At 41.0% G+C, this 14824-nt stretch carries 19 protein-coding genes; all 19 read left to right on the forward strand.

The window, feature by feature from the left end:
* Positions 1 to 3: 3 nt before the first annotated feature.
* The 19 genes from rpoC to rplX all read left to right on the forward strand — a co-directional run bounded on the left by rpoC (position 4) and on the right by rplX (position 14808).
* Positions 4 to 3618, forward strand: coding sequence for a DNA-directed RNA polymerase subunit beta' (gene rpoC / locus BCER98_RS00625; RefSeq protein ID WP_011983239.1), 3615 nt, complete (start codon positions 4 to 6; stop codon positions 3616 to 3618).
* A 113-nt stretch (positions 3619 to 3731) separates the two neighbouring features.
* Positions 3732 to 3980, forward strand: a complete 249-nt coding sequence (locus tag BCER98_RS00630) for a 50S ribosomal protein L7ae-like protein (protein WP_011983240.1) — start codon at positions 3732 to 3734, stop codon at positions 3978 to 3980.
* Positions 3981 to 4094: 114 nt separating this feature from the next.
* The gene (gene rpsL / locus BCER98_RS00635; RefSeq protein WP_011983241.1) at positions 4095 to 4517 is read left to right on the forward strand and encodes a 30S ribosomal protein S12; all 423 of its coding nucleotides are present in this window, start codon (positions 4095 to 4097) and stop codon (positions 4515 to 4517) included.
* Between the two features lie 29 nt (positions 4518 to 4546).
* Entirely contained in the window at positions 4547 to 5017 is a 471-nt protein-coding gene (rpsG, locus tag BCER98_RS00640) for a 30S ribosomal protein S7 (protein WP_011983242.1), read from the forward strand.
* 209 nt (positions 5018 to 5226) lie between these two features.
* Positions 5227 to 7305 (forward strand): elongation factor G, encoded by a 2079-nt coding sequence (gene fusA, locus BCER98_RS00645; RefSeq protein WP_011983243.1) that lies wholly within the window; start codon positions 5227 to 5229, stop codon positions 7303 to 7305.
* Between the two features lie 118 nt (positions 7306 to 7423).
* Positions 7424 to 8611, forward strand: coding sequence for an elongation factor Tu (gene tuf, locus BCER98_RS00650; RefSeq protein WP_011983244.1), 1188 nt, complete (start codon positions 7424 to 7426; stop codon positions 8609 to 8611).
* A 390-nt stretch (positions 8612 to 9001) separates the two neighbouring features.
* Positions 9002 to 9310 carry a 30S ribosomal protein S10 gene (gene rpsJ, locus BCER98_RS00655; protein ID WP_001040596.1) on the forward strand — a complete coding sequence of 103 codons (309 nt, stop codon included), beginning with the start codon at positions 9002 to 9004 and terminating at the stop codon, positions 9308 to 9310.
* A gap of 34 nt (positions 9311 to 9344) precedes the next feature.
* Positions 9345 to 9977, forward strand: coding sequence for a 50S ribosomal protein L3 (gene rplC / locus BCER98_RS00660; protein ID WP_011983245.1), 633 nt, complete (start codon positions 9345 to 9347; stop codon positions 9975 to 9977).
* Positions 9978 to 10002: 25 nt separating this feature from the next.
* Positions 10003 to 10626 (forward strand): 50S ribosomal protein L4, encoded by a 624-nt coding sequence (gene rplD, locus BCER98_RS00665; protein WP_011983246.1) that lies wholly within the window; start codon positions 10003 to 10005, stop codon positions 10624 to 10626.
* A complete protein-coding gene (gene rplW / locus BCER98_RS00670) occupies positions 10626 to 10916 on the forward strand; it encodes a 50S ribosomal protein L23 (RefSeq protein WP_011983247.1) in 291 nt (96 codons plus the stop codon). The genes rplD and rplW overlap by 1 nt, the downstream gene beginning before the upstream one ends.
* Positions 10917 to 10944: 28 nt before the next feature.
* Positions 10945 to 11775, forward strand: coding sequence for a 50S ribosomal protein L2 (rplB, locus tag BCER98_RS00675; protein ID WP_011983248.1), 831 nt, complete (start codon positions 10945 to 10947; stop codon positions 11773 to 11775).
* A gap of 60 nt (positions 11776 to 11835) precedes the next feature.
* Positions 11836 to 12114, forward strand: a complete 279-nt coding sequence (gene rpsS, locus BCER98_RS00680; RefSeq protein ID WP_011983249.1) for a 30S ribosomal protein S19 — start codon at positions 11836 to 11838, stop codon at positions 12112 to 12114.
* 17 nt (positions 12115 to 12131) lie between these two features.
* The gene (rplV, locus tag BCER98_RS00685; RefSeq protein ID WP_011983250.1) at positions 12132 to 12473 is read left to right on the forward strand and encodes a 50S ribosomal protein L22; all 342 of its coding nucleotides are present in this window, start codon (positions 12132 to 12134) and stop codon (positions 12471 to 12473) included.
* A gap of 3 nt (positions 12474 to 12476) precedes the next feature.
* Positions 12477 to 13136 (forward strand): 30S ribosomal protein S3, encoded by a 660-nt coding sequence (gene rpsC / locus BCER98_RS00690; protein ID WP_011983251.1) that lies wholly within the window; start codon positions 12477 to 12479, stop codon positions 13134 to 13136.
* 1 nt (position 13137) lies between these two features.
* The gene (gene rplP, locus BCER98_RS00695; RefSeq protein ID WP_011983252.1) at positions 13138 to 13572 is read left to right on the forward strand and encodes a 50S ribosomal protein L16; all 435 of its coding nucleotides are present in this window, start codon (positions 13138 to 13140) and stop codon (positions 13570 to 13572) included.
* The gene (gene rpmC, locus BCER98_RS00700; RefSeq protein ID WP_000855718.1) at positions 13562 to 13762 is read left to right on the forward strand and encodes a 50S ribosomal protein L29; all 201 of its coding nucleotides are present in this window, start codon (positions 13562 to 13564) and stop codon (positions 13760 to 13762) included. Before rplP ends, rpmC begins: the two co-directional genes overlap by 11 nt.
* Positions 13763 to 13782: 20 nt before the next feature.
* A complete protein-coding gene (gene rpsQ / locus BCER98_RS00705; protein WP_011983253.1) occupies positions 13783 to 14046 on the forward strand; it encodes a 30S ribosomal protein S17 in 264 nt (87 codons plus the stop codon).
* A gap of 43 nt (positions 14047 to 14089) precedes the next feature.
* Entirely contained in the window at positions 14090 to 14458 is a 369-nt protein-coding gene (gene rplN / locus BCER98_RS00710; RefSeq protein ID WP_011983254.1) for a 50S ribosomal protein L14, read from the forward strand.
* Between the two features lie 38 nt (positions 14459 to 14496).
* Complete coding sequence (rplX, locus tag BCER98_RS00715) at positions 14497 to 14808, forward strand: 50S ribosomal protein L24 (RefSeq protein WP_011983255.1); 312 nt, start codon at positions 14497 to 14499, stop codon at positions 14806 to 14808.
* The last annotated feature ends 16 nt before the right edge of the window (positions 14809 to 14824 follow it).

Raw genomic sequence — 14824 nt, forward strand, 5'->3', positions numbered from 1 at the left:
CCCTTGATAGATGTAAATAACTTTGAATATATGAAGATTGGACTTGCTTCGCCTGACAAGATTCGTTCTTGGTCATACGGTGAAGTTAAGAAACCTGAAACAATTAACTATCGTACGTTAAAACCCGAAAAAGATGGCTTGTTCTGTGAGCGCATTTTCGGGCCCCAAAAGGACTGGGAATGTCACTGTGGAAAATATAAACGCGTACGTTATAAAGGTGTAGTCTGTGATCGATGTGGTGTTGAAGTAACGCGTGCGAAAGTTCGTCGTGAACGTATGGGTCATATCGAATTAGCTGCTCCTGTATCTCATATTTGGTATTTCAAAGGTATCCCGAGCCGCATGGGACTTGTCTTAGACATGTCCCCTCGCGCGCTTGAAGAAGTAATTTATTTCGCTTCTTATGTTGTAACAGAAAGTGGAGATACACCACTTGATAAGAAGCAATTGCTTTCTGAAAAAGAATACCGTGCATATCGCGATCGATATGGAAACACATTCCAAGCTGCTATGGGTGCAGAAGCAATTAAGAAGTTACTACAAGATATCGATTTAGATAAAGAAGTAGACTTCTTAAAAGAGGAATTAAAAACAGCACAAGGACAACGTCGTACTCGTGCTATTAAACGTCTAGAAGTATTGGAATCATTCCGTAACTCTGGAAATAAACCATCTTGGATGATCTTAGATGTTCTTCCGGTTATTCCGCCAGAATTACGCCCAATGGTACAGTTAGATGGTGGACGTTTTGCAACTTCTGACTTAAACGATTTATATCGTCGTGTTATTAACCGTAACAATCGTTTAAAACGTTTATTGGACCTAGGTGCACCAAGCATTATTGTTCAAAACGAAAAACGTATGTTGCAAGAAGCTGTAGATGCATTAATCGATAACGGTCGCCGTGGTCGCCCAGTTACTGGACCGGGTAACCGTCCGTTAAAATCACTATCTCACATGCTGAAAGGTAAACAAGGACGTTTCCGTCAAAACTTACTTGGTAAACGTGTTGACTACTCTGGTCGTTCTGTTATCGTTGTAGGACCGAACTTAAAAATGTATCAATGTGGATTACCAAAAGAAATGGCGCTAGAACTATTTAAACCTTTCGTAATGAAAGAACTAGTGGAAAAAGGATTAGCACATAACATTAAGAGTGCAAAACGTAAAATTGAGCGTGTACAACCTGAAGTTTGGGATGTTTTAGAGTCAGTTATTAAAGAACACCCAGTACTTCTAAACCGTGCCCCAACGCTTCACCGTCTTGGTATTCAAGCGTTCGAACCTACATTAGTAGAAGGGCGCGCAATTCGTCTTCATCCACTTGTATGTACAGCATACAATGCGGACTTTGACGGTGACCAAATGGCGGTTCACGTTCCGCTATCATCAGAAGCACAAGCAGAAGCTCGTCTTCTTATGTTAGCTGCACAAAACATTTTGAACCCGAAAGACGGGAAACCAGTTGTTACACCATCTCAGGATATGGTATTAGGTAACTACTACTTAACACTTGAGCGCGCAGGTGCAATTGGTGAAGGTATGGTGTTCAAAGATACAAACGAAGCATTGCTTGCATACCAAAATGGGTATGTTCATCTTCATACTCGTATTGCTGTTCCTGCAAGTTCAGTGAACAACAACGAGACATTTACAGAAGAACAAAAAGGCAAGCTTCTATTAACAACTGTTGGTAAATTAATATTTAACGAAATCTTACCAAAGTCGTTCCCTTATATTAACGAACCAACAAAATCAAATCTTGAAAAAGAAACACCTGCGAAATATTTCGTTGATAAAGGTGCGAATATAAAAGAAGTTATTGCTAGCCGTGAAGAAGTAGCACCATTTAACAAGAAAATCCTTGGTAATATCATTGCGGAAGTATTTAAACGTTTCAAAATTACAGAAACATCTCGTATGCTTGACCGCATGAAAGACTTAGGATTTAAATACTCTACAAAAGCTGGTATTACAGTTGGGGTAGCAGATATCCTTGTATTAGGTGAGAAAGATGAAATTCTTCATGAAGCACAAGCAAAAGTAGATAAAGTAATTAAACAATTCCGTCGCGGTTTGATTACAGAAGAAGAACGTTACGATCGCGTTATCTCTATCTGGAGTAATGCAAAAGATGTTATCCAAGGAAAATTGATGAAATCCTTAGATAAGCGCAACCCAATCTTCATGATGAGTGACTCTGGTGCCCGTGGTAACGCATCGAACTTCACTCAGCTTGCTGGTATGCGTGGTTTGATGGCTAACCCATCTGGTCGTATCATTGAGCTTCCAATCAAATCAAGTTTCCGTGAAGGTCTAACGGTACTTGAATACTTCATCTCTACACACGGTGCGCGTAAGGGTCTTGCCGATACAGCGCTTAAGACTGCCGATTCTGGTTACTTAACACGTCGTCTTGTAGATGTTGCACAAGATGTTATCGTTCGTGAAGACGATTGTGGAACAGATCGTGGTCTATTAATCGGTGCGATTAAAGAGGGCAATGAAGTTATTGAGTCATTATACGACCGTCTTGTAGGACGTTTTGCAAGAAAAACTGTAAAACATCCTGAAACAGGTGAAGTGTTGATTCGTGAAAATGAATTAATTACTGAAGATATCGCTCGTGCTATTGAAAATGCAGGTGTGGAAACAGTACACATCCGTTCAGCATTTACATGTAATACTCGCCACGGCGTATGTAAGAAATGTTACGGCCGTAACTTAGCTACTGGTACAGACGTAGAAGTAGGGGAAGCGGTAGGTATTATCGCAGCTCAATCTATCGGTGAGCCAGGTACACAGTTAACGATGCGTACGTTCCATACAGGTGGGGTTGCCGGAGACGATATCACACAAGGTTTACCTCGTATCCAAGAGATCTTCGAAGCTCGTAATCCGAAAGGTCAAGCGGTTATCAGCGAAATCGACGGTGTTGTTGTAACGATCAACGATGTGAAAGATCGTCAAGAGGTAGTTGTACAAGGTGCAGTAGAAACTCGCACATATGCAATTCCTTACGGCGCTCGTCTGAAAGTAACTCCAGGCCAAGAGATTAGTCACGGACAAGAGTTAACAGAAGGTTCTATTGATCCGAAAGAATTACTAAAAGTAACGGACATTACAGCAGTTCAAGAATACTTACTACGTGAAGTTCAAAAAGTATACCGTATGCAAGGGGTAGAAATTGGCGACAAACACGTAGAGGTAATGGTTCGTCAAATGCTTCGTAAAGTTCGTGTAATCGATGCGGGTGACACGGATGTATTACCAGGAACGTTGCTAGATATTCACCAATTTACTGATGCAAACGTAAAAGTATTATTAGAAGGTAAACAACCAGCAACAGCTAGACCGGTTCTTCTTGGTATTACGAAAGCTTCACTTGAAACAGATTCATTCTTATCTGCAGCTTCGTTCCAAGAAACAACTCGTGTTCTAACAGATGCCGCAATTAAAGGCAAACGCGATGAGCTTCTAGGATTAAAAGAGAACGTTATTATCGGTAAGCTTGTTCCGGCTGGAACAGGTATGAATCGTTATCGCAAAGTAGATCTTGTAAAAACAGTGCAAGACGATACGAATGTAGAAAACGATGAAATTTACGTAGAACAGTAAAATTTTCCGGTATGAATTTTGTATAAAAACGGATAATCCTAGTTGACATTGTATGAGTCAAAATGTTAATATAAGCAAGGTTGCTCCTGAACGATGCTTTGGAGGATATGTATATGTCTTATCAAAAAGTATCAAATGCGGAAAATGTTATCGTTGGTCATAAACGAACGTTGAAAGCAATCAAAAATGGTATAGTTAAAGAGGTTGTCGTTGCGGAAGATGCTGACATGCGGTTAACCCATGTTATCACTCAGGCTGCACTGCAACATAACATACCCGTAACAAAAGTTGAATCCATTCGCGAACTCGGAAGAGTTTCAGGGATTCAAGTGGGAGCTTCAGCAATAGGAATAATAAGTTAAAACTGTTTTTGTGAGAGGGGGGCATTTGCTCCCGCTCGCAAAAACTTTGTTTTCAACTAATAATGAACCACCTGGATATGTGGTCATACAAACATGCGAAGGGAGGATAATTTAATGCCTACTATTAACCAATTAGTGAGAAAAGGTCGTACTGATAAAGTATGGAAATCTAAATCACCTGCGTTAAACAAAGGTTTCAACTCTTTAAAGAAAAAATCAACTGATATCTCTGCACCTCAAAAACGTGGTGTATGTACTCGTGTTGGTACAATGACTCCAAAGAAACCAAACTCAGCTTTACGTAAATATGCTCGTGTACGTTTAACAAATGGTATTGAGGTAACTGCATACATCCCAGGTATCGGCCATAACTTACAAGAGCACAGCGTAGTATTAATTCGCGGTGGTCGTGTAAAAGACTTACCAGGGGTACGTTACCACATCGTTCGTGGTGCGCTTGACACAGCTGGTGTTGACAAACGTATGCAAGGCCGTTCTAAATACGGTACTAAAAAACCAAAAGCAGCTAAGAAATAATAAAAATGAACTGAAAGGAGGAACTCAATATGCCTCGTAAAGGACCTGTTGCGAAACGTGACGTGTTACCAGATCCAATGTACAATTCTAAACTTGTAACACGCTTAATCAACAAAATGATGGTTGACGGTAAAAAAGGTAAATCTCAAACAATTCTTTATAATGCGTTCGATATCGTTCGTGAACGTACTGGTAAAGAACCAATGGAAGTATTCGAGCAAGCTCTTAAGAACATCATGCCTGTTCTTGAAGTACGTGCTCGTCGTGTTGGTGGTGCTAACTACCAAGTTCCAGTTGAGGTTCGTCCAGAACGCCGTACAACTTTAGGTCTTCGTTGGTTAGTAAACTACGCTCGTCTTCGTGGTGAAAAAACTATGGAAGAGCGTCTTGCTAATGAAATTTTAGATGCAGCTAATAACACTGGTGCATCTGTTAAGAAGCGCGAAGACACTCACAAAATGGCAGAAGCTAACAAAGCGTTTGCTCATTACCGTTGGTAGGATTCAACGTAAAATAAATGTAAGCATAAACCGCTTTATTTGTCGCTTATGGAAGTATGGAGAGGGGAGAGTTCCTCTCCCTTTCAATGGGCGCTCGTTTTACATAATGAGGGTACTGGATATACTGACATATGTAACAAAATAAAGTGGCTTTTTTGCTACTTTAAATAAAATAATCCAATCCATAAAAGGAAGGAGAAAGACACCATATGACTAGAGAGTTCTCCTTAGAAAACACTCGTAATATTGGTATTATGGCTCATATTGATGCTGGTAAAACAACAGCTACTGAGCGTATCTTGTACTATACAGGACGTATTCACAAAATTGGTGAAACTCATGAAGGTGCATCTCAAATGGACTGGATGGAGCAAGAACAAGAGCGTGGAATTACGATTACGTCTGCAGCAACTACTGCTCAATGGAAAGGTCATCGTGTAAACATTATTGACACTCCAGGACACGTAGACTTCACTGTAGAGGTAGAGCGTTCTTTACGCGTACTTGATGGCGCTGTAGCAGTACTTGATGCACAATCTGGTGTTGAACCACAAACAGAAACTGTTTGGCGTCAGGCTACTACTTATGGTGTACCACGTATTGTGTTCGTTAACAAAATGGACAAAATCGGTGCAGACTTCTTATATTCTGTAGGTACACTTCATGATCGTCTACAAGCTAATGCTCATCCACTTCAATTACCAATCGGTGCTGAAGATGAGTTCAATGGTATCATTGACCTAGTTGAAGAGTGCGCATACATGTATGCAAACGACCTAGGAACTGATATTGAGCGTATTGAAATTCCTGAAGAGCATCAAGAACTAGCTGCTGAATACCGTGGAAAGCTTATTGAAGCGGTTGCAGAACTTGATGAGGAATTAATGATGAAATATTTAGAGGGTGAAGAAATCTCTAAAGAAGAGCTTAAAGCGGCTATCCGTAAAGCTACAACTTCTGTAGAATTCTTCCCAGTAATCTGTGGATCTGCATTCAAGAACAAAGGTGTTCAATTGATGCTTGACGCAGTTATTGACTACTTACCATCTCCATTAGACGTACCTGCAATCAAAGGTATCGTTCCTGATACAGATGAAGAAGTAGAACGTCATTCTAGCGACGAAGAGCCATTCTCAGCTCTAGCGTTCAAAATTATGACTGACCCTTATGTTGGTAAATTAACGTTCTTCCGTGTGTACTCTGGTACATTAAACTCTGGATCTTACGTGAAAAACTCAACAAAAGGTAAACGTGAGCGTGTAGGTCGTATCCTACAAATGCACGCAAACAGCCGTGAAGAGATTTCAACAGTTTACGCTGGTGACATCGCTGCTGCTGTAGGTCTTAAAGATACTACAACTGGTGACACTCTATGTGACGAGAAAAACCTTGTTATCCTAGAGTCTATGGAATTCCCAGAACCAGTTATCTCTGTAGCTATCGAACCTAAGTCTAAAGCTGACCAAGATAAAATGGGTACAGCATTAGCAAAACTTTCTGAAGAAGATCCAACATTCCGTGCTCATACTGATCAAGAGACTGGACAAACAATCATCGCTGGTATGGGTGAACTTCACCTTGATATCATCGTTGACCGTCTACGTCGCGAGTTCAAAGTAGAAGCTAACGTTGGTGCTCCTCAAGTAGCATACCGTGAGACTTTCCGCGCTGCAGCGAAAGTTGAAGGTAAGTTCGCTCGTCAATCTGGTGGTCGTGGACAATTCGGTCACGTTTGGATTGAGTTTGAACCTAACGAAGAAGGAAAAGGATTCGAATTCGAGAACAAGATTGTCGGCGGTGTAGTTCCACGTGAATACATCCCAGCTGTACAAGCAGGTCTTGAAGATGCGCTTCAAAACGGTGTGCTTGCAGGATATCCTGTAATTGACGTTAAAGCTGCATTAGTTGACGGATCTTATCATGATGTTGACTCATCTGAAATGGCGTTCAAAATTGCTGCATCTATGGCACTTAAAGCAGCTGTTTCTAAGTGTAACCCAGTAATCCTTGAGCCAATGATGAAAGTTGAAGTTGTAATCCCAGAAGAATACATGGGAGACATCATGGGTGACGTAACTTCTCGTCGTGGACGTGTAGAAGGTATGGAAGCTCGCGGTAACGCACAAGTTGTTCGCGCAATGGTTCCACTTTCTGAAATGTTCGGTTATGCGACAGCATTACGTTCTAATACACAAGGTCGCGGAACATTCTCTATGGTATTTGACCATTATGAAGAAGTTCCACGTTCAATCTCTGAAGAGATTATCAAAAAAAATAAAGGTGAATAATTGATTTTTATCAATTGTTCAAGTATAACTACTTATGTAAGCTTAGAAAGTGAGGCTCTAATTCTCACTTTCTAGCCTAAAATATAAATTTGAAGATACCATTAAGGAGGATTTTAGAATGGCTAAAGAAAAATTCGAACGTTCAAAACCCCATGTTAACATTGGTACAATTGGCCACGTTGACCATGGTAAAACTACATTAACTGCTGCAATCACTACAGTTCTTGCAAAAGCTGGTGGTGCTGAAGCACGCGGATACGATCAAATCGACGCTGCTCCAGAAGAAAGAGAGCGCGGTATCACAATCTCAACTGCACACGTTGAGTACGAAACTGAAACTCGTCACTATGCACACGTTGACTGCCCAGGACACGCTGACTATGTTAAAAACATGATCACTGGTGCTGCTCAAATGGACGGCGGTATCTTAGTAGTATCTGCTGCTGATGGTCCAATGCCACAAACTCGTGAGCACATCCTTCTTTCTCGTCAAGTAGGTGTACCTTACATCGTTGTATTCTTAAACAAATGCGACATGGTAGACGACGAAGAATTACTAGAATTAGTAGAAATGGAAGTTCGTGATCTATTATCTGAATACGAATTCCCAGGAGATGACATCCCTGTAGTTAAAGGTTCTGCTCTTAAAGCTCTTGAAGGAGATGCTGAGTGGGAAGCTAAAATCGTTGAGTTAATGGCTGAAGTTGATGCTTACATCCCAACTCCAGAACGTGAAACTGACAAACCATTCTTAATGCCTGTAGAGGATGTATTCTCTATCACAGGTCGTGGTACAGTTGCTACTGGTCGCGTAGAGCGCGGTGTAGTTAAAGTTGGTGACGTAGTAGAAATCATCGGTCTTGCTGAAGAAACTGCTTCTACAACTGTAACAGGTGTAGAAATGTTCCGTAAGCTTCTTGACCAAGCTGAAGCTGGTGACAACATCGGTGCTCTACTTCGTGGGGTTGCTCGTGAAGACATCCAACGTGGACAAGTTCTTGCTAAACCAGGCTCTGTAAAAGCTCACGCTAAATTCAAAGCTGAAGTTTACGTTTTATCTAAAGAAGAAGGTGGACGTCACACTCCATTCTTCGCTAACTACCGCCCACAATTCTATTTCCGTACAACTGACGTAACTGGTATCATCCAATTACCAGAAGGTACTGAAATGGTAATGCCTGGCGACAACGTTGAAATGACTGTTGAACTTATCGCTCCTGTAGCAGTAGAAGAGGGAACTAAGTTCTCTATCCGTGAAGGCGGACGTACTGTAGGTGCTGGTGTAGTTGCTTCTATCATCGAATAGTCTCAACTATAAATAATAAAAACCCAAGGGGGATTTCCCTTGGGTTTTTTTGCTGTATAAACAGGAGGTAAATGTAGATTGTGACGAGTTTCTTCTATAATATATAAAGTGAAAATAAAACATCCAAAAAGTGTAAAATGATTTACGGTAGATGAAAACTTGAAATTCTTGAAAGTGCCATGTATAATAGCAAAAGTAGAGAAAAGCTGATGTAAACAAAAATATGCTTGCATCTAGACAAAAAACATTGTATAATAGACAATGTTGGTCTTTGACTGCGATGAAGTGGAAGGTTGCTGACACACCCGGCCGCTTTGCCATGGCAAGGTGTGAGGAAATTTCCATGGAGAAGGTCTATTTTAGAAATAGGCGAACGAAGGAGGGAAAATAATGGCAAAAGAAAAAATTCGTATCCGTTTAAAAGCTTACGATCACCGTATTCTTGATCAGTCAGCTGAGAAAATTGTAGAAACAGCTAAACGTTCTGGGGCAACAGTTTCTGGTCCGATCCCATTACCAACTGAAAAAACTGTTTATACAATTCTTCGTGCTGTTCATAAGTACAAAGATTCTCGTGAGCAATTCGAAATGCGCACGCACAAACGTCTAATCGACATTGTGAGCCCTACTCCACAAACAGTAGATTCACTAATGCGTTTAGACTTACCATCTGGTGTAGATATCGAAATTAAACTATAATTCATATAACTTAAAAATGTAGGAGGTGTAACTCATGACCAAAGGAATCTTAGGAAGAAAGATCGGTATGACTCAAGTATTTGCTGAAAACGGTGAGCTAATTCCTGTAACAGTAATCGAAGCGACTCCAAACGTTGTTCTTCAAAAGAAGACAACTGAAACTGATGGCTACAACGCAATTCAGTTAGGTTTCGAAGATAAACGTGAAAAATTAGCTAACAAACCTGAACAAGGTCACGTTGCTAAAGCATCTACTGCTCCTAAGCGCTTCATTCGCGAAATCCGCGATGCAGACGTGGACGGATTAGAGGTTGGTCAAGAGGTAAAAGTAGAAGTTTTCGCTGCAGGTGAAACTGTAGACGTAACAGGTATTTCTAAAGGTAAAGGTTTCCAAGGTGCTATTAAACGCCACGGACAATCTCGTGGACCTATGTCTCACGGTTCTCGTTACCATCGTCGTCCTGGTTCAATGGGCCCTGTTGCTCCGAACCGTGTATTTAAAGGTAAAAAACTTGCTGGACGTATGGGTGGAGACCAAATCACAATTCAAAACCTTGAAATTGTTCAAGTTGACGTTGAACGCAACTTATTATTAATTAAAGGTAACGTTCCAGGTGCTAAGAAATCTCTTGTAGTTGTTCAAGGCGCTGTGAAGGCTAGCAAATAATTCACTATAGGAAGGAGGAATTCCAATGCCAAAAGTTACTGTATATAACCAAACTGGTTCTCAGGTTGGTGAAATCGAATTAGCTGAAGCTATTTTCGGCATCGAACCAAATGAAGCTGTACTTTTCGAGGCTGTAGTGATGCAACGTGCATCTTTACGTCAAGGTACACATAAAGTAAAAAATCGCTCTGAAGTAAGCGGTGGTGGTCGTAAACCATGGCGTCAAAAAGGAACTGGACGTGCTCGTCAAGGTTCTATCCGCTCTCCTCAATGGCGTGGTGGTGGTACGGTATTCGGACCTACACCAAGAAGCTATGCTTACAAACTTCCTAAGAAAGTTCGTCGCTTAGCTATTAAATCTGCATTAGCTACTAAAGTAGTAGAGAACAACATTGTAGTTCTTGAAGACTTAGTGTTAAATGCACCAAAAACAAAAGACATGGTAGCAGTACTTAAAGGATTAGCTGTTGAGAAGAAAGCTCTTATCGTAACTGCTGATGTAAATGAAGCAGTTGAGTTATCTGCTCGCAATATCCCTGGAGTAACAGTAATCACTGCTGATGGCGTAAACGTTTTAGACGTGCTTCATCATGATAAGCTAATCATGACAAAAGCGGCAGTGGAAAAAGTAGAGGAGGTGCTTGCATAATGAGAGATCCTCGTGATATCATTAAGCGCCCAGTTATCACTGAACGTTCTATGGAAATGATGGCTGAAAAAAAATACACGTTCGATGTGGACGTTAAAGCTAATAAAACAGAAGTTAAAGACGCTGTAGAAGCGATCTTTGGTGTTGAAGTAGAGAAAGTGAACATCATGAACTACAAGCCGAAAGCTAAACGCGTTGGTCGTCACGCTGGTTTTACTAACCGTCGTCGTAAAGCAATCGTTAAGCTAACAGCTGACAGCAAAGAAATCGAAATCTTCCAAGGTGTTTAATTCTTACTAAAGAAGGAGGGAAATTGAGATGGCAATTAAAAAGTATAATCCAACTACTAACGGTCGTCGTAACATGACAACTAATGATTTCGCTGAAATCACGACTGATAGACCGGAAAAATCTTTACTTGCGCCTTTAAAGAAAAAGGCTGGTCGTAATAACCAAGGTAAAATCACTGTACGTCACCAAGGTGGCGGACACAAGCGTCAATACCGTATCATCGACTTCAAACGTAACAAAGATGGGATTCCAGGACGCGTTGCTACGATCGAATATGATCCAAACCGCTCTGCGAATATCGCATTAATTAACTACGTTGACGGTGAAAAACGTTACATCCTTGCTCCTAAAAATTTAGAAGTAGGTATGGAAGTTATGTCTGGCCCAGAAGCTGACATTAAAATCGGTAACGCATTACCATTAATGAACATTCCAGTAGGTACTGTTGTTCATAACATCGAACTTAAACCAGGTCGTGGTGGACAATTAGTTCGTTCTGCTGGTACATCTGCTCAAGTACTTGGTAAAGAAGGTAAATACGTACTTGTACGTTTAACTTCTGGTGAAGTACGCTTAGTATTAGCTACTTGCCGCGCTACTGTAGGTCAAGTAGGTAACGAATCACACGAACTTATCAAAATTGGTAAAGCAGGTCGCTCTCGTTGGTTAGGTAAGCGCCCAACAGTTCGTGGTTCTGTAATGAACCCAGTTGATCACCCACACGGTGGTGGTGAAGGTCGCGCACCAATCGGACGTAAGTCTCCAATGTCTCCATGGGGTAAACCAACTCTTGGATTCAAGACTCGTAAGAAAAACAAAGCGTCTGACAAATTCATCGTTCGTCGTCGTAAAAAATAATGGGGTTGTAGTACGGTTCATTTCAGGAACCGTACGGCAATCACGAAGGGAGGCACCAAAATGGCTCGTAGCTTAAAAAAAGGACCATTTGTCGATGATCATTTAATGAGTAAAATTGCAAAGCTAAATGAAACTGAGCAAAAGCAAGTTGTTAAAACTTGGTCTCGTCGTTCAACGATCTTCCCTCAGTTCATCGGTCACACAATCGCTGTATATGACGGTCGCAAACACGTACCTGTATACATCACTGAGGACATGGTTGGCCACAAGTTAGGTGAATTCGCACCAACTCGTACGTATAAAGGTCATGATGCTGACGATAAGAAAACTAGAAGATAATGAGAGGAGGCACTTCAATGCAAGCTAAAGCAGTAGCGAGAACAGTTCGTATTGCTCCTCGTAAAGTTCGTTTAGTAGTAGACTTAATCCGAGGTAAGCAAGTGGGTGAAGCGATTGCTATCCTTAACCACACACCAAAAACTGCTTCTCCAGTTGTAGAGAAAGTTTTAAAATCTGCAATCGCAAACGCAGAGCATAACTACGAAATGGACGTAAACAACTTAGTTGTTGAGAAAGTTTTCGTTGACGAAGGTCCAACGTTAAAACGTTTCCGTCCACGCGCAATGGGCCGTGCAAGCCAAATCAACAAGCGCACAAGCCACATCACAGTTGTGGTATCAGAAAAGAAGGAGGGATAATCGATGGGTCAAAAGGTTAATCCAGTCGGTCTTCGTGTCGGTGTTATTCGTGATTGGGAATCTCGTTGGTTCGCAGAAAAAGATTACGCTACACTTCTTCATGAAGACATCAAAATTCGTGAATACATCACAGCTCGCTTAAAAGATTCTTCTGTTTCTAAAGTAGAAATCGAGCGTGCTGCAAATCGTGTAAATGTTACAATTCACACTGCAAAACCTGGTATGGTAATTGGTAAAGGTGGTACTGAAGTTGAAGCGCTTCGTAAAGCTCTTAACCAATTAACAGGCAAGCGTGTACACATCAACATCTTAGAAGTTAAGAAAGCAGATCTTGATGCTAAATTAGTAGCGGAAAACATTGCTCGTCAATTAGAAAATCGTGTATCTTTCCGTCGTGCTCAAAAGCAAGTTATCCAACGTGCAATGCGTGCTGGCGCTAAAGGTATTAAAACACAAGTTTCTGGTCGTCTTGGCGGAGCAGATATCGCTCGTGCAGAATCTTACAGTGAAGGAACTGTTCCACTTCATACACTTCGCGCTGATATTGACTATGCAACAGCTGAAGCTGATACAACATACGGTAAATTAGGCGTAAAAGTATGGATCTACCGTGGAGAAGTTCTTCCTTCAAAAAAGAAAGCTTCTGAGGAAGGAGGAAAATAATATGTTAATGCCAAAACGCGTAAAATATCGTAGAGAGCATCGTGGTAAAATGCGTGGCCGCGCTAAAGGTGGTACTGAAGTAACATTCGGTGAGTTTGGTCTTCAAGCACAAAATGCTTCATGGATTACAAACCGTCAAATCGAAGCAGCTCGTCGTGCAATGACTCGTTACATGAAACGTGGCGGTAAAGTTTGGATTAAAATTTTCCCTTCTAAACCTTACACTGCAAAACCTCTTGAAGTACGTATGGGTTCCGGTAAAGGGGCACCAGAAGGTTGGGTAGCAGTAGTGAAGCCTGGGAAAGTTATGTTTGAAATCGCAGGTGTATCTGAAGAGGTAGCACGCGAAGCATTACGTCTTGCAGCTCACAAATTACCAGTGAAATGTAAATTCGTAAAACGTGAAGAAAATGGTGGTGAATCTAATGAAAACTAATGATATTCGTGAATTAACCACTGCCGAAATCGAAACAAAAGTTAAAGCGTTAAAGGAAGAGTTGTTTAACCTTCGCTTCCAGCTTGCTACAGGACAATTAGAGAATCCAACACGCATCCGTGAAGTGCGTAAAGCGATCGCTCGTATGAAAACTGTAGTTCGTGAAAGAGAGATCGGAATTAATCGATAAATTGAGGGGAGGTTTGCAAAGTGAGCGAACGTAACCAACGCAAAGTTTATACTGGTCGTGTTGTATCTGACAAAATGGACAAAACGATTACAGTTTTAGTTGAAACTTACAAAACTCATTCCTTGTACGGAAAACGCGTTAAGTATTCTAAAAAATACAAAGCGCATGATGAACAAAACCAAGCAAAAGTTGGCGATATCGTTAAAATCATGGAAACTCGCCCGCTTTCTGCTACTAAGCGTTTCCGTTTAGTTGAAATCGTTGAAGAAGCGGTTATTATCTAAATAGACGAATCGGAATTAAAAGTCCGAAGGGAGGTTTCATAACATGATCCAACAAGAATCTCGTTTAAAAGTTGCTGACAACTCTGGTGCACGTGAACTTTTAACAATTAAAGTATTAGGCGGCTCTGGTCGTAAATATGCTAACATCGGTGATATTATCGTTGCTACGGTAAAACAAGCAACACCAGGTGGCGTTGTTAAAAAAGGTGACGTTGTAAAAGCAGTAGTAGTACGTACGAAGAGCGGCGCTCGTCGTCCAGATGGTTCTTACATCCGTTTTGATGAAAACGCAGCTGTTATCATTAAAGACGATAAGAGCCCACGCGGTACTCGTATCTTCGGACCGGTAGCTCGTGAACTACGTGATAGCAACTTCATGAAGATCGTTTCTTTAGCTCCAGAAGTTCTATAATTTAAGGTATTGCCTTGCTAAGGAGGTGCAGAATTAAGATGCATGTAAAAAAAGGTGATAAAGTACAGGTAATCACTGGTAAAGACAAAGGAAAACAAGGTGTAATCCTTGTGGCTTTCCCAAAGGAAAACCGTGTTATCGTTGAGGGTGTTAACATCGTTAAGAAGCACTCTAAGCCATCTCAATTAAATCCACAAGGTGGAATTATCACGAAAGAAGCACCTATTCACGTATCTAATGTTATGCCATTAGATCCAAAAACAGGTGAACCTACTCGTGTAGGCTACAAAGTGGAAGATGGTAAAAAAGTTCGTATTGCGAAAAAATCTGGTGAATTATTAGATAAATAATTTTCTTATGAAAGGA

The organism is Bacillus cytotoxicus NVH 391-98 (assembly GCF_000017425.1).
Lineage (GTDB): Bacteria > Bacillota > Bacilli > Bacillales > Bacillaceae_G > Bacillus_A > Bacillus_A cytotoxicus.